We start from the raw sequence: 17,745 nt of genomic DNA on the forward strand, positions 1-17,745 counted from the left end.
ACCGCGCGGATCGATCCTGTCTTCCCTGCGTCTGCTTCGGCTGGACCAGGGGAGCGGGATTCAGCGGAGCAGACTGCGCCCGGCCCGCAGACGGGTTCGGACGCGGGTTCGGGGGGACCGGCCGGGGTGGAGTCCTATTCCGCCGGATGGCCAGCCTCTCCCTCAGGCGCGCCGGGAGCCCAGCAGTCCCCCTCCGGGGAGGGCGGCTACGGTCAGGGCGGGCACAGCCAGGGCCCGTACGGCCAAGAGCAGTACAGCCAGAGCGCGTATCAGCAGGGTCCGTACGGCCAGGCCCAGTACGGCCAGGCCCAGTACGGCCAGGCCCAGTACGACCAGGACCCCTCCTATGCCGGGCAGGGCTATGACGCCTATGGCGGGTACGGCTCCGGGGCTACCTTCGTTGATCCCAGCCAGCAGCCGCGCCCCAAGCGCACGGTGGGCGTCGGCGGCCTGGCGCTCGCGGTGCTGCTCGCCGGACTGCTCGGCGGCGGTATGGTGGCAGGCAGCCAGGCGGTGCTCGACGATGGGGGGATCAGCACCTCTTCGACCGGCGGGATCGAGATCAACAACCCCGACTCTGCCACCGTGGTCACCGCCGCGGCGGCGAAGGCCTCTCCTTCGGTGGTGACGTTGGCGGTCAGCGAAGGCGGACAGGGCGGATCGGGCTCGGGCATCATCCTCGATGAGGAAGGCCATGTGCTGACCAACACCCACGTGGTGACCCTCGGCGGAGCCGCTCCCGACCCCGACATCCAAGTCCGGATGAGCGACGGCTCGGTGTCCGACGCCACGCTGGTGGGCACCGACCCGCTGAGCGACCTCGCCGTCGTCCAGCTGGAGGACATCGAGGGGATCCAGCCCGCCGAGCTGGGCTCCTCCGGTGACCTCAACGTCGGGGACCAGTCGATCGCCATCGGCGCCCCGCTCGGCCTCTCCGGCACGGTCACCGACGGCATCGTCTCCACCCTGAACCGCACCATCTCGGTCGCCTCCTCCGCGGTGGAGGACGAGGGTGCCGATGCCCCGGAGGCCCCTGAGGAGGGTGTCGAGGAGGACGGCTTCGAGTTCTACTTCCCGGACATGGAAGGGTCCCCCACCCAGGGCTCGATCCATCTCAACGTGATCCAGACCGACGCCGCGATCAACCGCGGCAACTCCGGCGGCGCCCTGGTCGACGGGGAGGGCCGGGTGATCGGAGTCAACGTCGCCATCGCCTCCTCGGGCGGGGCGGCAGAGACCGACGCCGGATCCATCGGCGTGGGCTTCGCCGTGCCGATCGACTATGCGCAGCGAGTCGCGCAGGAGCTGATCGACACCGGCGAGGTCTCGCACGGGCTGCTCGGGGTCACGGTCGCCGCCGCCGGTTCCCAGGAGGTTCCGGAGGAGGCCGAGCCAGGACTCGCTCCGGTGATGCCCGGCTTCACCGTCGGCGCGCTGATCGATGATGTTCCTGGCAACACCCCGGCCGCCGAGGCCGGCCTGGAGACCGGTGACATCATCACCGCGGTCAACGACCGGCGGATCGAAGACTCCCTCGCGCTGACCGCCACGATCCGTGAATACCCGGCCGGTGAGAGCGTGACGATCAGCTTCGTGCGGGACGGGCAGCAGGAAGAGGCAGAGGTGACCCTTGGCGCGACCTGAGTCTGACGTTCTCGCAGCCAGAGCCTCTGGCTCGGCGCTGACGACCCCCGCTCAGCTCGCTGCCGAGCACGACATCAGCCGGGTGCTGGCCTTCGGCGCCCATCCCGATGACATCGACTTCGGCGCGGCGGGCAGCATCGCAGCCTTCACCGCGGCGGGCGTGCAGGTGACCCTGTGCCTGCTCACCGCAGGCGATGCCGGCGGCTTCGAGCCCGGGCGTGACGGGGCCGAGATGGCCCGGGTGCGTGAGGCTGAACAGCGCCAGGCGGCCGCGGCGCTCGGGGTGGACGAGGTGATCCTGCTCGACGAGCGGGACGGCTTCGTCGCGCCCACTGCCGAGCTGGTCGGGAAGATCGTGCGGATCATGCGTCAGGTCAGGCCCGAAGTGGTCATCTCACCGCATCCGGAGCGCGCCTGGGACCGGCTGCAGAAGGCCCACCCTGATCATCTGGCCTGTGGTGAGGCGGTGGTTCGTGCCTCCTACCCGTATGTGGAGAACCCCTTCGCCTACCCGGAGCTCGCCGCCGCGGGCCTCGAGGCGTTCAAGATCCGGCATCTGCTGCTGACCACCGCCCCGCAGGAGCGGGTGAACCTCCGCCTCGACGTCACCGGCCAGGAGTCAGCGAAGATGACCGCGCTGCGGGCACACTTCAGTCAGCATCCCGACGCCGTGCGGATGGAGGACTTCGTGCTGGAGCAGATGCGCGAGATCCACGGTGCCGGCGGCTTCGCCGAGGAGTTCCACTGGGTCACGGTCAACGCGCCGGACACGATCAGCGGGTTCTGAGGCCCAGCCGAGTTCTGCGGCTCAGGCGGGGGTGACCAGCACGCCGTCGGCGTCGGACCACAGGGTGGCTCCCGGCACGAAGGTGACGCCGCCGAACTGGACCGGCACGTCGACCTCGCCCAGCCCGTCCTTGACCGACTTCCGTGGGTTAGAGCCCAGCGCGCGCACCCCGAGATCCATCTCGGCCAGCTGCTCACGGTCCCTGACGGCGCCGTGGATGACCACTCCGGCCCAGCCGTTCTCGATCGCCGAGGCGGCGATCATATCCCCCAGCAGAGCCGAGTCGAGCGAGCCTGCACCGTCGACGACGAGCACAGCGCCGGCGCCGGGGGAGTTCAGCAGCTCTTTGACCAGGCCGTTGTCCCGGTGGCAGCTGATGGTCCGGATCGGGCCGGTGAAGCGGGCGCGGCCGCCGAGGTTCAGCAGCTGCAGCGAGAGCGACTGCAGAGACTCATCGGCGTCGTAGAGGTCGCAGGTCGCGAAGTCAGAGCCGGTGGGCTCAGGGCCTGCAGCAGGCTCAGGGTCGGTGCTGGGGGTGGGCACGGATTCTGCGCTCATCAGTCCTCTTCCTCATCCTCGTCGGCGGACCCGCCGTACTGCGGGCCATCGGTGACTCGTTCGCGCATCTCGATCTCTCCGACCGTCTCGCCTGTCGGGCGTTCCTCGCCGCGGATCTGCTCGACGGTGATCTGCAGCGCCCGGTTCGACTCGACGTTGCGCAGGGTGACGACCTCCTCCTCGAGCTCGGCGGCGGTGAAGTTGCCCAGCGAACTGGGCTGGCCGTCGTCGCGCGGCATCAGCCAGAGCTGGTAGGTGGCGTCGCCCTCGAGCTCGCCGACCGCGGAGAAGTCCACGTAGCCGACGTTCTCGGCCGCGGAGATCACCGCCCGTGCGGTGCCCCCCTCGGCGAGCTCGATGCCGTCGACGACCCGCGCCTCGGGGTCCCCGTCGGCAGTGGCCTGCACGTCCTGACCCACGGTCAAGCTCCAGATGAGCAGGATTGCGGCCAGCACCACGACGGCGAGTCCGGTCACGATCATCCAGCGCTTCACCAGAGGCTCCCGCTTCGGTGCAACCTCGGTGTGGCTGGAGATGGACTCCACCATCCCCATCCCGACGTCTTGATCGGAGAGGTTGTGCAGCACCTCATCGAGCAGCTGCCCAGGCGGGACGACCGGGTAGGCGGTGAAGACCTCGGCGAGGGTGCGTCGGGCGGAGAGCACCCGGGTGTCCCAGGCGCGCGCGGTGGCTTCGTCCGCGGTCACTGCGGCCGCATCCAGCACGGCGCGTTCCCGGTTGTCGATGGCGTCCAGGGCGTGGATCTCGGCGAGCTCCACGAGCAGCCCGTGCTCCACGTCGGCGGCGATGTCCTCGGTGAAGTTCCGGTTGACCGCGCCGGAGCGTTGCACGTCCTTCTTCGTCACCGCTGCGCGCAGGATCGGATCCAGCTCCGCCTCACGGTTGGTGCGCCGGGCGTGCATCCGGGTCATGCCGTCACGCAGACGTGACTTCACCGCCGGAACGGCGGCCCGCACCGTCGCGGCCACCTCTTGGTGCGTGTAGCCGGCAAGATAGCTCAGCGCCAGCGCCTGGGACTGGGAGTCCGAGAGCACACTGATGTCATCGATGATCTCCTCGGGAAGACCCGCGATGCCACCACCCTCCTCGGCCGGGACCACGGAGAGCTGGATCGGTGTGGCCAGGCCGTCTCGGAAGCGCTCCACGATGATCCGATGCGCCAGCGGCACCAGCCATTCCAGGACCAGCTCGTACTCGGTGGGCCGGTAGGCGTCGTCGGGGGCCTGTTCGTCGGCGGCATGCTCATCGGTGAGCAGCTCCGAGGCCTGGGACTGCAGCCGGAGATCCTGGGCGCGCTCATCGGCCTGGTCCCAGAGCTGCTGATAGACCGCCAGCGTGGACCTCTGCGCCCCCTCGGGGTCCTCGTGCATGAGCAGCGCCAAGCCGTAGACCACGTCGGAGGTGGCCTCGTAGAAGGTGGCGAAGGAGGGCTGGTATCCGCGGGCTGAAGCGGCGAGGAGTTCGCTCAGCGTCGGGTCGCGGTGCGGGTCGGCGGAGTCGGGCTGGTCGACGTCGTCGTACTCGGGACCGTCATGCTTCGCCGCGGTGTGCCCATCCTCGGTGTGCCCATCCTCGGTGTACCCGGCCTCGGTGCGTTCAGCCGCGTCGAGCTGCGCGTCTTCGGAGGAGGTCTCACGGCTTCCGGAGTCCTCGAGACCAGAGGTCTCATGTGCGGATCCGCGGTCAACTTCTGCGCGGGTCAGACCGCCGTCGGGACGGTCGTCGGGGCGGTCCGAGGCAGGGCGGTCAGAGGCGGTGTCCATGGTTGGTGAGTGTATCGATCCTCAGCGGCTTCCAGCGTCACCAACACCCTGATGAGCCTCAGACGGCCCCGGTGAAACCGTCCTGACGCCATGCTTCGTAGACGGCGATCGAGACCGAGTTCGCCAGGTTCAGCGATCGGCGGGAGGCGAGCATCGGGATTCGCACCCGCTCGGTGATCCGGGGATCGGCCTTGACCGCATCATCGAGCCCGGTGGATTCTCGGCCGAAGAGCAGCACATCGCCGCTGCGGTAGGTGACCGAGGTGTGCGTGACGCTGCCCTCGCCGGTGAAGGCGAAGATGCGCTCCGGGGCCAGCGCCGCATACGCGGCCTCCAGGCTCGGGTGCACGGTCATCACCGCCAGATCGTGGTAATCGAGTCCGGCTCGGCGCAGCTTGGCGTCGGCGAAGTCGAAGCCGATCGGCTCGGCCAGATGCAGCTCCACCCCGGTGACCGCGGCCAGCCGGATCAGGTTGCCGGTGTTGCCGGGGATCTCAGGCTGGTCCACCAGCACACGAATCGGAGTGTTCACGCCGGTCATCCTACCGGCGCCGGGCGCGGCCGGGTGCGGTGGGGCTCCGGCCGGGCGCCGGCGCAGGGAGGGGCGACGACGCCGGCGGGTCCGCTATTCCTGCGGGTGCTGCAGCTGCCTGCGCAGCGCGGCGAGCAGGTGCCGGTCGATGACGTTGGCCTGCGCGGAGGCGGCGAGCTGTTCGCGGATGCTGCGGAAGGCGCGCGCCGGCGCCAGCGGGGCCCGTCCGGCTCCGGTGCCGCGTGACTCCACGACTGGGCTCTGCATGCCGCCGTCGGGGGAGTGAAGCACGATCTGCTGACCCAGGTTCAGGCTGGTCTCACGGCCGGTCTCGCGCATCGCCGCCTCCAGCGTGGCCCGCAGGAGCCGGGACTCCCCGGTGAGGTCAGGCAGGGCCAGCGAGCGGCCGGCGGCGTGAAGCCTGCGGCCATCCCAGGATGCGGCTGCGGCGGGCACCTCGAGGGAGGAGACCACCACCAGAGTGTCGCCGCAGACCAGGACGTGATCGACGGCTGGTCCGCGCGGGGGCCGGCTGGCTCCGCGGCGATCCTTCCCCGCCGGTTCCAGCGCCACCGCGTTGAACAGCCGTGCGGTGGGCAGCTCGGCCAGGACGTGCTTCTCCAGCAGGGCGCCCATCCGTTCGGCCCGGCGGGCACGCCCTCCGCCGAAGATCCCGCGGGAGGCGAAGCGGCCATGGGTGCGCTGGCTGGTCAGCGGCAGCGAGAGCGGCTCAGGCCGGGAGAGGTCCGGGATGTAGACCGGGGCCAGGTGGGCGGTCCCCGACGGCGTGCGGGCAGAATCCGCGCTGGACGAGCGCGCCGAGGTGCTGCCCGAGGCGGTGGTCCGAAACGCCGCACCGGATCCGCCGAAGCCGGTGCCGCCGAACCCGGGGCCACGGCCGTAGGTGGGCCCGTCGGTCTGAGCATCCTCATCGGCCTCCGCGCGCTGCGGCTGGCGCAGCCTGCGGTCATAGGCGGCCCGGGCGGATTCATCGCCGAGGACCTCCCAGGCGGACTGGACCTCATGGAACTCCTCGGCCGTGCCGCCGGCGTCGGGATGGGCGCGCCGAGCCTGCTTGCGATAGGCCGCGCGAACAGCCTGGGCGTCGGCGTCGGGGCCGATGCCCAGCACGCTGTAGAGATCTCCGGGGTGACTGCTCATCGAAGATTCACGATAGCCCCAAAAGCGTAGAATCGTGGACACGATGTCATCTGCACCCGACGCCCCGCCCGGCGGATCCTACTTCGACCACGCCGCCACCACCCCGATCAAGCCCACCGCGATGCGTGTGCTCACCGAGGTGATGCCCGCCCTGTCGAACCCCTCCTCGCTCCACGGCTCCGGCCGCCGCGCCCGCCTGGCGGTGGACTCCGCCCGTGAGCAGCTCGCCCGCGCTCTCGGAGCCGACCCGTCCGAGGTGATCTTCACCTCAGGAGGCACCGAGGCGGACAACCTCGCGGTCAAGGGGCTCTACTGGCAGCGCCGCGCGCAGGAGCCGGCCCGGCGTCGGATCCTGCTGCCCGGGATCGAACATCACGCGGTGCTCGAGACCGCCGAATGGCTCGAGGCCCACGAAGGTGCCGAGCTCGGGATCATCGCCGTCGACGCCCACGGGATCGTGGACCTGCGCGCACTCGAGGCGACCCTCGCGGCCTCGGCGGAGTCCGTCGCGCTGGTCACCGTGATGTGGGCCAATAATGAGACCGGCGCGATCCAGCCGGTGGCGCAGATCGGGGAGCTCTGCGCACGTTTCGGGGTGCCGCTGCACACCGATGCGGTCCAGGCGTTCGGCTCGCTGCCGGCCGGTGTGGCCCCGCTGAGCTTCCGCGACTCCGGTGCGGCGACCCTGGCGATCAGCGGACACAAGATCGGCGCCCCGGTGGGGATCGGCGCGCTGCTGGTCCGCCGGGACGTGGTGCTGACCCCGGTGCTGCACGGCGGGGGCCAGGAGCGCGACATCCGCTCCGGCACGCTCGACGTCGCCGGGATCTGCTCCTTCGCCGCCGTGGCCGAGGAGCTGGTCGCCGCCCAGGCGCAGGAGGCCCAGCGGCTGGCGCGGCTGCGAGATCAGCTGATGGACGCCGTCGTCGGGCTCGACGGGGTGACGCTGCGCGGACCGGACCCGCGGACTCACCCGGAGCTGCGGCTGCCGAACAACCTGCACATCACCGTGGACGACGCCGAGGGTGATTCGCTGCTGTTCATGCTGGACATGGCCGGCTTCGACACCGCCACCGGCTCGGCCTGCACCGCAGGGGTCCCGCGTCCCTCCCACGTGCTGCTGGCGATGGGCCTCAGCGAGGAACAGTCCCGCGGCGCCCAGCGCTTCACCCTGGGCTGGACGACGACGGAGCGCGACGTCGCCGCGCTGGCCGCCGCGCTGCCCGCGGTGATCGCCCAGGCGCGCATCGCCGGAATGGCCGCCGCCCGGCGCTGAACCGGGGAGCAAGAAGCGCACTGCGCGGGGCGGTCTGCGACGGAATGCGGGTCCCGGCGGCGTCTGATCCCCCGCAGAGCGCCCAGCGCCCAGCGAACGGGGATGCGGTCGAGGGCTCAGCTCAGGGCAGGACGATGTCGTTGACCTCGCCCGGCGCGCAGGCGATCTCCCAGCGGAACCCGTCCGGATCGGCGAAGTACCCGCTGTAGCCGCCCCATTCGCGGCGCTCGGCCGGCTGGATCGCCGTCGCGCCGGCGTCGCGTGCCTGGTCCAGGACCGCGTCGACCTGCTGACGGGTGGCCACATTATGCGCCAGGGTCAGCGGCGCTACCCCGTCGCCGGTCATGATCGGGCCCACCTCGGCCTCGAACTCGCCGCGATCCCAGAGCGAGAGCAGCAGGTGCGCCCCGGCGCGCAGCATCAGCACCCCCGGGGCCTCCACGCTGGGCGCCCAGCCGAGACCGTCGACGTAGAAGCGCCGGGTTGCGGGCAGATCGCTCACAGCGAGGGTGATCAGGGAGAGTCGCTGCTCCATCGGGACCTCTCTCAGGTGCTGTGCCCTTTGCGTGGGCGGCTTGCGGCGGCAAGCGGGTCCGCGTACGGGGCCATTCCACCGCAGAGTGCCCACGCGAGGGAAGGGGCGCTCGGACCGGGCGGGGATGAGCCGCTCAGGCCTCGCGGATCTGGTCGCGCAGCGCCTCGGCCGTGTCGCGCACCCGGGTGAGCACCCGCATCGCGGCGGGCTCGGTCAGCGCGGCGAACTGTGAGCGGGCAGGTTCCCCCTGGTGGCGGTCCGCGGAGCCCACCAGGATGAAGCTCTCCAGGCTGTTCAGCGGCATCCCGAGCCGGTCCCAGGGTCCGCGCAGCCGCCGCGCGATGTCGCTGACCGGGGGGAGCTGGGTCTCACCGCGGCGTGCGGCGTCCCGTGAGGCAGGACGCGCGGCCGCGGCGGTCTCGGCGCCGGTCAGCGTGGAGGCGAGCATGGTGGCACCGGATTCCACCAGTTCGGCGGTGCGTTCCCAGCCGAGTGCCTGCATCACGGTGAGATCGACGCTGAAGCCGCTCGCTCGCGGGCCCTGAGCCGCCCGGAAGTCCTGCATGTGTTCAGGCTCCACGCTGCCGCCGAGGTCCAGCAGGATCTCCTCCACCCCCGTGCCTCGGAGGGTCTCGATCATGAGGCCGAGGTGGCCGCGTGCCTCTTCACGGTCCAGGGCGCGGATGCTCCGGTAGCCGCTGACCGTGGGGATCAGCCCGCCGCGAGCGCGGGTGTAGTCGGGTTCGGTGATGATCACCGTCAACGACGACGGCGCGCAGGCCCGCCGCACATGGGTCAGGTGTTCGGCGACCCCCGTGGCGAGGGAGGCGGCCAGGTCCCGGCGCGCCCCGTGGTCGGTGAGCACCTTCTCCCCGGAGTGCAGCGCGAGCCCCGCCATGAGACTGATCGGTCCCAGCAGCTCGAGCACCAGGGGAGCGGCGAACCCACCGTCGTCGGGGGTGTCCAGTCCGGCCTCGCGGCGCTGCCCGCGGACATCGGCCAAGGTGTCCACATCGGAGCGCAGCCAGCCGCGCGCGCGCTGATCATCGGCGCCGGGACGCTGGGTGAGCCGCCAGCCGTAGGAGGTCAGTTCGGTGGCCAGCTCGGAGAGCTGGGCGAGGCTGCGGCCCAGCAGCTGGGAGTGCAGCCCGCGCCCGGGAAGCTCGGGCAGTCCGGGCAGGTGCGGTGCCGGCAGCTCCGCGGCCTGGAGCTCGGCGCTGCGCAGAAGATTCGTCCCCGGCATCACACCGGCCGCGGTGGAGCGCAGCGGCATCAGCGCCGGGCCGAATCGTCGGCGGGAGCGGCGGCGGGTGCGGGTTCGGTGACGGCTCCCGACGATGCCGGGTCAGTCGGGGACGGCCCCGGGCCGCCGGTCGCGCCGGAGGAGGCGGAGATCGCCTCGTGGTGGCGGATGACCTCTTCGATGATGAAGTTCAGGAACTTCTCGGCGAACTCAGGGTCGAGCTGGGCCTCATTGGCCAGCCGCTTGAGCCGGGCGATCTGGTTCTTCTCCCGGGCCGGATCCGCCGCAGGGAGCTGGTGCTTGGCCTTGAGCACCCCGACGCGCTGGGTGGCCTTGAACCGCTCGGCCAACAGGTAGACGAGGGTCGCGTCGATGTTGTCGATGCTCGCCCGCATCGAGAGCAGCTCATCGAGGATCTCGGGTTCTACCTGGGCGGCGGCCTCGCCGGCGCGGGGATCTGTGCTCATGCACCCAGCCTACTGGTGCGCCCTGCCTACCGGGCGGCCGAGCTCACCGGCTGGTAGTTCTTCGAACGGGCGGTGTCGATGGTGGCCTGCCCCAGCACCCGGGTGCCCTGGTACATCACCGCGGTCTGTCCGGGGGCCACTCCCTGGAGGGCCTCGTCGAGCTCCACCATCAGCCTCGGGGCGCCTGTGGAGGTCTCCGGATGCTCGGCCTCGACCCGGGCGCGGGCCGGGACGGGGTCGGCGTGGGCGCGGATCTGCAGGTCCAGGGAGAACCACCCACCGGTGGCGGCCTCGGGCACCGGACTTCCGGCCCAGGAGAGCCGGATCCCGGTGAGCCGGTCGATCTCGAGCAGCTCCCGCGGCCCGGCGACCACGGTGTTGTCCTTCGGTCGGATCTCCAGCACGAAGCGGGGCTTGCCGTCCGGTGCGGGGTGGCCGAGCTTCAGCCCGCGGCGCTGGCCCACGGTGTAGGCCTCGGAGCCCTCATGCTCGCCGATCTGCTCGCCCTCGGCATCAAGGATCGGGCCGTTGCGCAGCTCGATCTGCTCGGCGAGCCAGCCGCGGGTGTCGCCGTCGGGGATGAAGCAGATGTCATGGGAATCGGGCTTCTTCGCCACCGAGAGTCCGCGTTCTTCCGCCTCGGCGCGGACCAGGTCCTTCGAGGGGGTCTCGCCCAGCGGGAAGATGCAGTGCTCGAGCTGCTCGGTGGTGAGCACGCCGAGCACATAGGACTGATCCTTGGTCCAGGTCGCTGCCCGGTGCAGCTCCGGGCTGCCCTCGGCGTCGCGGAAGACCTTGGCGTAGTGGCCGGTGGCCACCGCGTCGAAGCCCAGCGCGATCGCCTTGTCCAGCAGCGCCTCGAACTTGATCTTCTCGTTGCAGCGCATGCAGGGGTTCGGGGTGCGGCCGGCGGCGTATTCGCTGATGAAGTCATCGACCACGTCGGCCTTGAAGCGTTCGGAGAAGTCCCAGACGTAGAAGGGGATGCCGAGCTTCTCGCAGGCGCGCCAGGCGTCGGAGGAGTCCTCGATGGTGCAGCAGCCGCGGGATCCGGTGCGCAGCGTGCCGGGCATCCGGCTCAGCGCCAGGTGGACCCCGACGACCTCGTGGCCGGCGTCGACGGCGCGGGCCGCGGCCACCGCGGAGTCCACTCCGCCGGACATGGCTGCCAATACCTTCATGAGATGACTTTCCGATCGACGATGATGCGCTCCGTGGAAGTGGAGATGCTGATGCCCAGTATTCAGCAATCCCGGGGGTCGGTGCATTCCCGCCGGTCAGCCGCCGCTCATCCGACTGCCAGCGGTGCCTCGTCAGCCGCCGGCGCTAGAGCCGGCCCGAGGCCTTGAGCCGGATATAGGTGTCGGCGAGCTGCGGGGGCAGCTGGTGCGGGGTGGCCTCGACGACCTCGACCCCGAGCGAGGCCAGCTGGCGGCGCAGCGCCTCCTTCTCGATCAGCGCCCGCTCGGCGGCGGCCGCACGGTAGACCTCCCCGGTGGTCTCCCGGGCTCGCGCTCGCCGGTCCAGCTCGGGGTCGCGCACCGCGGCGAGCACCACGAGGTGGCGCTGGCTCAGCGCCGGCAGCACCGGGAGCAGGCCCTCCTCCAGGGACCCCGAGTCCAGCGAGGTGAGCACCACCAGCAGGCTGCGCTGGGAGCTGATCATGCGGATCTGGCCCGGCAGCTGGGAGAAGTCGGCCTCCACCAGGCGGGGCTCCACCGTGGACATCGCCTCGGCCATCTGGTGCAGCAGATCTCCGCGCATCCCGGAGCGGGCCTGGGAGCTGACCCCGCGGTCGAAGGAGAAGTAGTCCACCCGATCCCCGGCGCCGGCGGCGAGCGCACCGAGCAGCAGCGCCGCCTCCATCCCGGAGTCCAGCCGCGGCTCGTCCTCGATCCGCACCGCGGAGGTGCGGGAAGAGTCCAGCGCCAGGATCACCCGCCGGTCACGTTCAGGCCGCCAGGTGCGCACCACCAGGTGCTGGCCCTGGGAGGACTGCCGCCGGGCCGTGGCGCGCCAGTCGATGGAGCGCACATCGTCGCCGCGCACATAGTCGCGCAGCGAATCGAACTCGTGCCCGGCCCCGCGGATCTGGACCGCGGTGGCGCCGTCGAGCTCGCGCAGCCGCTGCAGCTTCGAGGGCAGATGCCGGCGCGAGTGGAACGGCGGCAGCACCCGCAGGGTGTGCCTGACCCGGTGGGTCACCTGGCGTCCGGCAAGACCCAGCGGACCGATCGAGCGCAGGCTCAGGTGTTCGCTGTGCAGGTCTCCGCGGCGGGTGGGCCGCAGCGCCGTCTCGATCCGCGCCGTCTCGATCCGGGAGCTCGACCCGGGGCCCAGCTGGATCGGACTGACCTGCTGGCGCGCGCCGGCGGAGGGCTGCCAGCCGTCCTTGACCTGACCGCGCAGCCGTCGCGACCCGTGGTGATGCACGGTGGTGCTCGCCGTCGTCGGCTGACCCAGCCGCACGTCGGTGGTGGGCACGCGCTCCACCCGCACGCTGCGCGGGGAGCCGGCGAGGACCATGTCGAGCGCGGCGAGCAGCACCAGCAGCAGCGCGCAGCCGAGCAGCGTCGCCGGGGCCGGGAACACGACGACGGCGGCGCTCAGCACCAGCGCCAGGTAGAGGAAGCGTCGGGTCAGGACCATCGGGCGGCTCCCTCTGCGGAGTTCATCGCAGCGTCCATCTCAGCGTCCATCTCAGCTGCCGACTCAGCGGCCATCTCAGGGGTGGTCACGTGTCCGGGCCGCCGTTCAGCGCGGGACCGGGACGGTGGCCAGGATGGACTGCAGCACGTCGTCGATGCTGACCCCGTCCATCGCCGCCTCCGGGCGCAGCGAGACGCGGTGCCGCAGACAGGCCGGGGCCAGCGCCTTGACGTCGTCGGGGGTGATGAAGTCGCGTCCGGAGAGCCAGGCCCAGGCGCGGGCGGCGTTCATCAGGGCGGTGGCGCCACGGGGGGAGACGCCCAGCTGGAAGCTCGGGGTCTCCCGGGTGGCGCGGGCGAGGTCGACGATATAGGCGAGCACCTCACCGGCGATGGCGACCTGGCGGACCTGGGCGCGGGCGGCGAGGACGTCCTCGGCGCCCGCCACGGCGCGGACTCCGGCGCCGGCGAGGTCGGAGGGGTTGAACCCGGCGGCGTGGCGGCGGATGACCTCGATCTCCTCTCCGCGGTGGGGGAGGTCCAGGTGCACCTTGAGCAGGAACCGATCCAGCTGGGCCTCCGGCAGCGGGTAGGTGCCCTCATACTCCACCGGGTTCTGGGTGGCGGCGACCAGGAACGGATCCGGCAGCGCCCGGCTGATCCCGTCCACCGAGACCTGGCGTTCCTCCATGGCCTCGAGCAGCGAGGCCTGAGTCTTGGGCGGGGTGCGGTTGATCTCGTCGGCGAGCAGCAGGTTGGTGAAGACCGGGCCCTCGCGGAAGCTGAAGTCCCCGGTCTTGGAGTCATAGACGAGCGAGCCGGTGACGTCGCCGGGCATCAGGTCCGGGGTGAACTGCACCCGCGAGGTGTCCAGGCTCAGCGAGGCGGAGATCGCGCGGACCAGCAGCGTCTTGGCCACCCCGGGCACACCTTCGAGGAGCACATGGCCGCGGACCAGCAGCCCGATCAGCACGCTGGTGACCGCGGCGTCCTGACCGACCACCGCCTTGGCCACCTCGCCGCGGACCTGTTGGAACTTGTCGCGCAGCTGGTGCGCCGCCTGGTCTCCGAGGGGGTGCGGGGCCTGATGGTTCTGCGTGGCGGCGATATGCGGTTCAGTCATTGCTGGTGTTCTTCCCTTGCTGGTGGTTCAGGTGTGTGGGGTCTTGTTCGTTGCGCGGCCCTGAGCCGCGACCGGTGTCCTGCTGACCGTTGGTGTGGCGACCGCTGGGGTGGTGACTCAGCGCGGCGCGCTGGACCTCGTCCTCCAGCTGCGCCAGCGCCTGGGCGTAGGCGACCAGGTCTGAGTTGCGTCGCGGCTGCCGGGCGAGCAGCGCGCCCAGCTGGGCGGGGTCGCGGCGGACCTGCCGGGCGGCGGCGTCGATGATGCTCGCCTCCCGCGGGGCGGCCCCGAGCCTGAGCAGCCGGGCCAGCCGGATCAGGTGGGCGCTGCGCAGCGTCTGTGCCGAGGCGGTCACTGCGTTGGCGCTCTGATACATCCGGCCGCGCCCCTCGGCGGTCTCGGCCGCGGGGACCTGGACCGGCAGCGGTTCGCCCACCACCGGGCCGGGACGCCGCCCGAGCACGAGCATCATCACCAGCACGCAGAGCAGCAGCCACCAGGCCAGGGGGGTGACCCAGTCGGGGAGGAAGTCCATGGGGGAGGCCCACTGCTGGTCATCGAGGGTGTCCAGGCCCATCGGGGTGTACCAGATGAGGTCGTCCTCGGCGCCGAAGAGCCACAGCGCCAGCGCCGCGTGCCCGGCGTCGGTGATGTTCTGGTTGGTGAACGCCGCCGGCGCCCCGAAGAACACACCGGCGTCGGTCTCGATCAGCATCTGCGCGTCACCGGCGTCATCGGAGAATCCGGTGAAGCAGCCCGGTTCATCGCTGTAGAACAGCGCGCCCGGGGCCTGCACCGTGGCGGCGTTCACCGCGGCGTCCAGCGGGCACTGGGCGCCGGCCTCCAGGGCTGAGCCGGATCCACCGCCCGGGTGCGCTCCGGCGTAGAGCTCCGGACCCTCAGGGTGCAGCGCGCTGAGCAGCTCGGAGCCCTCGCTGAGCAGCACCACGGGTCGGTCCCCGCGTGCGCGCAGGCCCTCGACGAAGGCGTCGTCGGGGACGTCGCCGGTGGAGAGGACCACCAGCGGGGCCCCGGGATGCTCGGTCAGCAGCTCGCGGGCGATCTCCGCGGAGGGGGCCGGGTGGATCTGAACCTCGCGGTCCTCGAGCACCTCGGAAAGTGCGGCGTACCCGTCCAGCGAGGTGTTCCCCAGGCCGAAGCGATCCAGGTCCTCGTCGCTGACCGACCGGACGAGTGCCACCGCGAGGACGCCCAGGACCAGCAGGAGCAGCCAGAACTGCCAGCGCTGGAACCCGCTGCGCAGGGTGGAGCCGAGCGTCGCCGTCGTCGTCATCGCCGCGCCCCCTGAGTCTGCAGGCGCTCAGGCTGCTGAGTTTCGGCCGGAGAGGACCGCAGCCGCTCCTGGAGGGTGAGCAGGGAGTCGTAGTCGGTGCGCTGCAGCGCACCGCCGCCGTAGCGGGAATAGTTGAACAGCTCTGCCGCGTGGATCGCCTGCTGCGCCTGGACGGGGTGCGCCCGCGCCAGCGCCGCGCCAGCCTCGGTGGCGGTGCGACCTGCCTGCTCGGTGAGCTCCTGGCGCTCCTCCGCGGCCCGGATCACGGCACGGAAGAGCTCCCGGCAGGCCTCGTCGAAGCGTCCGGCCTGGGCGTGGGACTCGGCGCGCCGGCGCAGCTGCTCCGCGGTGACGCCGGCGGGGCTGGTGAGCAGCTCCGCAGAGTCGGTGCCGCGCTGCAGCCGGGGCCGCACCAGCACGATGCACAGGACCACCGCGGCGAGCAGCAGCACCAGCAGCAGCACCGGTCCCAGGGGCAGGTTCAGCGGACCCAGGTTCAGGCTCAGCTGGTCCAGCCAGCCGAAGAAGCGGTCTGCGGCCTCGCGCAGCGGACCGGTCGCGTCGCGCTGATAGCGCGGATCGCTGAGCTCCTGCTCGAGGAGCCGCCGGGCCTCATCGGGTTCGGGCTGCACCGAGGCTCACCTCCGCGAAGTGTTCCTGGAGGTGCTCGATCGACCCGGGGACCAGACGATCGGCGCCGGTCCGGGCAGGCTCCGCCGGCCCCGCCGGCTGCGCCTGCCCCGGCAGCCCCACCTGATGCGGGTCGGCCGGAGCCAGCGGGCCTCGCACCGGATCGGCCGCAGCCAGCAGCGTCACATCCAGGGCCTCCTGCCGGATCCTGGCATTGAGGTACATCAACGAGATCACCGTGCCCACCACCCCGATGAACAGCGTGGAGAGCACCGTGCCGTAGAGCTCGGTCAGCGCGAACACCGCGAAGCCGGCCCACTCCCCGCCTGTGGTCAGGCTGTTCTCGATCAGCTCCGAGGCGGCCACGGCGAGGATCAGCGGCATCGAGGCGATCGTGAAGACCAGTCCGAGGATCACGTAGAGCAGCGCGACCAGCCCGATGTTGCGCCACCAGCGTCCACGGTTCAGCCGCCAGGACCGTCCGAGGGCCGCGAAGGGACCCATGCGCTCCACCACCACGGTCAGCGGGGCGTACATCACCGCCGCAGTGACCCAGCACAGCGCCAGAAAGAGCCCGGGCAGGACCACCACGGCCCCGAAGAACAGGGTGATCACCAGCAGCAGCACCGCGACGAAGAACACCGGCAGCGCCACCACGGTGAGGATCAGCCCCAGCACCAGCAGGTTGACCACGGTCGGACCGAGTCGGCCCAGCCGCAGCCGGACGGTCTGGCCCATCCCGGTATGCAGGCCGTAGGCGGCACGCAGCGTGGGCAGCACCATATAGGCAGTGGCCACCGCGATGACCAGGAACGTCACCGCGGAGCTCGCAAAGGTCACCCAGAGGAATGCGGCATCCGTGGCCACGCCCAGCGCCAGGTCCGGGTCCTCGAAGGCGTCCGGGTCGGTGAGCATGCGCATATAGGAGGACGAGGGCAGCACCAGCATCATCACCAGGGTCAGCCCGAAGTTCACCAGCCCGGCGAGGAAGGGGACGCCCAGCACGGCCTTCGGAGATCGACGGATCACGGCCACGGCGGCGCTGAAGAGCTCATCTGCGACCATCCGGCGCAGCGGGAAGACCGAGCCCGGGGTCAGCGGGGGCTCCTGCGTGGCGCGCGAGGGCGCAGAACCGAGGCCCGGCCGCGGCCGAGCATCACGGTGTGTCTCCGCTGTCCGGATCATCGCCCCTCCTCAAGCGCGTCTGCGCGAGTGCCCTCTGCGCCCAGCCTACCGCTCTCATATATCCTGAATGCGGTGCCGCCTGGAAACTGGGCCCAAATCTGCGCGCGCGAGACGCTCTGCGCCGCAGGACCCCTATGGATGGAGAGCAGATGAAAGCCAGAATCCTGGTCGTCGATGACGACGAAGCGCTCGCGGAGATGATCGGCATTGTGCTGCGCAACGAGGGATTCGAGCCCACCTTCTGCTTCAACGGCGAAGACGCCCTGGAGACCTTCCACAGCTCCAAGCCGGACGTGGTCCTGCTCGATCTGATGCTGCCCGGCAAGGACGGCATCGAGGTCTGCCGCGAGATCCGCGAGGAGGCCGACACTCCGGTGATCATGCTGACCGCCAAGTCCGACACCGCCGATGTGGTGCGCGGACTCGAGGCCGGCGCCGATGACTACGTGCCGAAGCCCTTCAAGCCCGCCGAGCTGGTCGCCCGGGTGCGGGCTCGACTGCGTCCGGCTGACCACAATGCGCGCCCGGACGGAGAGAACCTCACCATCGGGGACCTGAGCATCGACGTCGCCGGTCACGAGGTCCGCCGCGGCGAGCACCGGATCTCGCTGACCCCGCTGGAGTTCGACCTGCTCACCGCGCTGGCGAAGAAGCCCTGGCAGGTCTGGAACCGCGAGATGCTGCTGGAGGAGGTCTGGGGCTACCGCCACCAGGCCGACACCCGACTGGTCAATGTCCACGTGCAGCGACTTCGTTCAAAGATCGAGAAGGATCCGGAGAACCCCGAGATCGTGCAGACCGTGCGCGGCGTCGGCTACAAGGCCGGAGGGCAGGGGTAGTCATTCCTGGTGAAGCTGAGCCCTCCGCAGATCAGGCTG

The 17,745-nt window shown here is 71.0% G+C and carries 17 protein-coding genes; 4 read left to right on the forward strand and 13 right to left on the reverse strand.

Features of this window, described 5'->3' with window-relative positions:
• The first annotated feature begins 126 nt into the window (after nucleotides 1–126).
• Nucleotides 127–1,644, forward strand: coding sequence for a trypsin-like peptidase domain-containing protein (locus LTH96_RS01715; RefSeq protein ID WP_241463924.1), 1,518 nt, complete (start codon nucleotides 127–129; stop codon nucleotides 1,642–1,644).
• 37 nt (nucleotides 1,645–1,681) lie between these two features.
• Entirely contained in the window at nucleotides 1,682–2,431 is a 750-nt protein-coding gene (locus LTH96_RS01720) for a PIG-L deacetylase family protein (RefSeq protein WP_241464431.1), read from the forward strand.
• Nucleotides 2,432–2,452: 21 nt separating this feature from the next.
• Here the strand turns inward: LTH96_RS01720 and rraA are convergent, their stop codons facing one another.
• The 4 genes from rraA to LTH96_RS01740 all read right to left on the reverse strand — a co-directional run bounded on the left by rraA (nucleotide 2,453) and on the right by LTH96_RS01740 (nucleotide 6,466).
• Entirely contained in the window at nucleotides 2,453–2,989 is a 537-nt protein-coding gene (gene rraA, locus LTH96_RS01725) for a ribonuclease E activity regulator RraA (RefSeq protein WP_241463925.1), read from the reverse strand.
• Nucleotides 2,989–4,773: an anti-sigma factor domain-containing protein gene (locus LTH96_RS01730; protein ID WP_241463926.1), complete on the reverse strand. Its 1,785-nt coding sequence runs from the start codon at nucleotides 4,771–4,773 to the stop codon at nucleotides 2,989–2,991. The genes rraA and LTH96_RS01730 overlap by 1 nt, the downstream gene beginning before the upstream one ends.
• 58 nt (nucleotides 4,774–4,831) lie before the next feature.
• Nucleotides 4,832–5,314 (reverse strand): tRNA (cytidine(34)-2'-O)-methyltransferase, encoded by a 483-nt coding sequence (locus LTH96_RS01735; RefSeq protein WP_370642659.1) that lies wholly within the window; start codon nucleotides 5,312–5,314, stop codon nucleotides 4,832–4,834.
• An 84-nt stretch (nucleotides 5,315–5,398) separates the two neighbouring features.
• On the reverse strand, nucleotides 5,399–6,466 hold the full coding sequence (locus LTH96_RS01740; RefSeq protein ID WP_241463928.1) for a J domain-containing protein: 1,068 nt from the start codon (nucleotides 6,464–6,466) through the stop codon (nucleotides 5,399–5,401).
• A gap of 43 nt (nucleotides 6,467–6,509) precedes the next feature.
• On the opposite strand from LTH96_RS01740, the gene LTH96_RS01745 reads away from it, so the two are divergent.
• The gene (locus tag LTH96_RS01745) at nucleotides 6,510–7,742 is read left to right on the forward strand and encodes a cysteine desulfurase family protein (protein ID WP_241463929.1); all 1,233 of its coding nucleotides are present in this window, start codon (nucleotides 6,510–6,512) and stop codon (nucleotides 7,740–7,742) included.
• A 121-nt stretch (nucleotides 7,743–7,863) separates the two neighbouring features.
• Here LTH96_RS01745 and LTH96_RS01750 read toward each other — a convergent pair whose 3' ends face one another.
• The 9 genes from LTH96_RS01750 to LTH96_RS01790 all read right to left on the reverse strand — a co-directional run bounded on the left by LTH96_RS01750 (nucleotide 7,864) and on the right by LTH96_RS01790 (nucleotide 16,867).
• Nucleotides 7,864–8,277: a VOC family protein gene (locus LTH96_RS01750; RefSeq protein WP_241463930.1), complete on the reverse strand. Its 414-nt coding sequence runs from the start codon at nucleotides 8,275–8,277 to the stop codon at nucleotides 7,864–7,866.
• Nucleotides 8,278–8,410: 133 nt separating this feature from the next.
• Nucleotides 8,411–9,550, reverse strand: coding sequence for a hypothetical protein (locus LTH96_RS01755; protein ID WP_241463931.1), 1,140 nt, complete (start codon nucleotides 9,548–9,550; stop codon nucleotides 8,411–8,413).
• Nucleotides 9,550–9,987 (reverse strand): chorismate mutase, encoded by a 438-nt coding sequence (locus LTH96_RS01760; protein WP_241463933.1) that lies wholly within the window; start codon nucleotides 9,985–9,987, stop codon nucleotides 9,550–9,552. The genes LTH96_RS01755 and LTH96_RS01760 overlap by 1 nt, the downstream gene beginning before the upstream one ends.
• Nucleotides 9,988–10,013: 26 nt before the next feature.
• A complete protein-coding gene (gene mnmA / locus LTH96_RS01765) occupies nucleotides 10,014–11,168 on the reverse strand; it encodes a tRNA 2-thiouridine(34) synthase MnmA (RefSeq protein ID WP_241463935.1) in 1,155 nt (384 codons plus the stop codon).
• 145 nt (nucleotides 11,169–11,313) lie between these two features.
• Entirely contained in the window at nucleotides 11,314–12,636 is a 1,323-nt protein-coding gene (locus LTH96_RS01770; RefSeq protein WP_241463936.1) for a DUF58 domain-containing protein, read from the reverse strand.
• Nucleotides 12,637–12,741: 105 nt separating this feature from the next.
• A complete protein-coding gene (locus tag LTH96_RS01775) occupies nucleotides 12,742–13,758 on the reverse strand; it encodes a MoxR family ATPase (protein ID WP_241463937.1) in 1,017 nt (338 codons plus the stop codon).
• Nucleotides 13,751–15,052: a DUF4350 domain-containing protein gene (locus LTH96_RS01780; RefSeq protein ID WP_241463938.1), complete on the reverse strand. Its 1,302-nt coding sequence runs from the start codon at nucleotides 15,050–15,052 to the stop codon at nucleotides 13,751–13,753. The genes LTH96_RS01775 and LTH96_RS01780 overlap by 8 nt, the downstream gene beginning before the upstream one ends.
• On the reverse strand, nucleotides 15,049–15,684 hold the full coding sequence (locus tag LTH96_RS13130) for a DUF4129 domain-containing protein (RefSeq protein ID WP_241463940.1): 636 nt from the start codon (nucleotides 15,682–15,684) through the stop codon (nucleotides 15,049–15,051). Before LTH96_RS13130 ends, LTH96_RS01780 begins: the two co-directional genes overlap by 4 nt.
• On the reverse strand, nucleotides 15,665–16,867 hold the full coding sequence (locus LTH96_RS01790) for a hypothetical protein (RefSeq protein ID WP_241463942.1): 1,203 nt from the start codon (nucleotides 16,865–16,867) through the stop codon (nucleotides 15,665–15,667). Before LTH96_RS01790 ends, LTH96_RS13130 begins: the two co-directional genes overlap by 20 nt.
• A 149-nt stretch (nucleotides 16,868–17,016) precedes the next feature.
• Here LTH96_RS01790 and mtrA point away from each other — a divergent pair, with 149 nt between their 5' ends.
• Nucleotides 17,017–17,706, forward strand: a complete 690-nt coding sequence (mtrA, locus tag LTH96_RS01795; RefSeq protein WP_036473691.1) for an MtrAB system response regulator MtrA — start codon at nucleotides 17,017–17,019, stop codon at nucleotides 17,704–17,706.
• Nucleotides 17,707–17,745: the final 39 nt, after the last annotated feature.

It is taken from the genome of Nesterenkonia sp. LB17 (assembly GCF_022565915.1).
Classification (GTDB): Bacteria; Actinomycetota; Actinomycetes; order Actinomycetales; family Micrococcaceae; genus Nesterenkonia.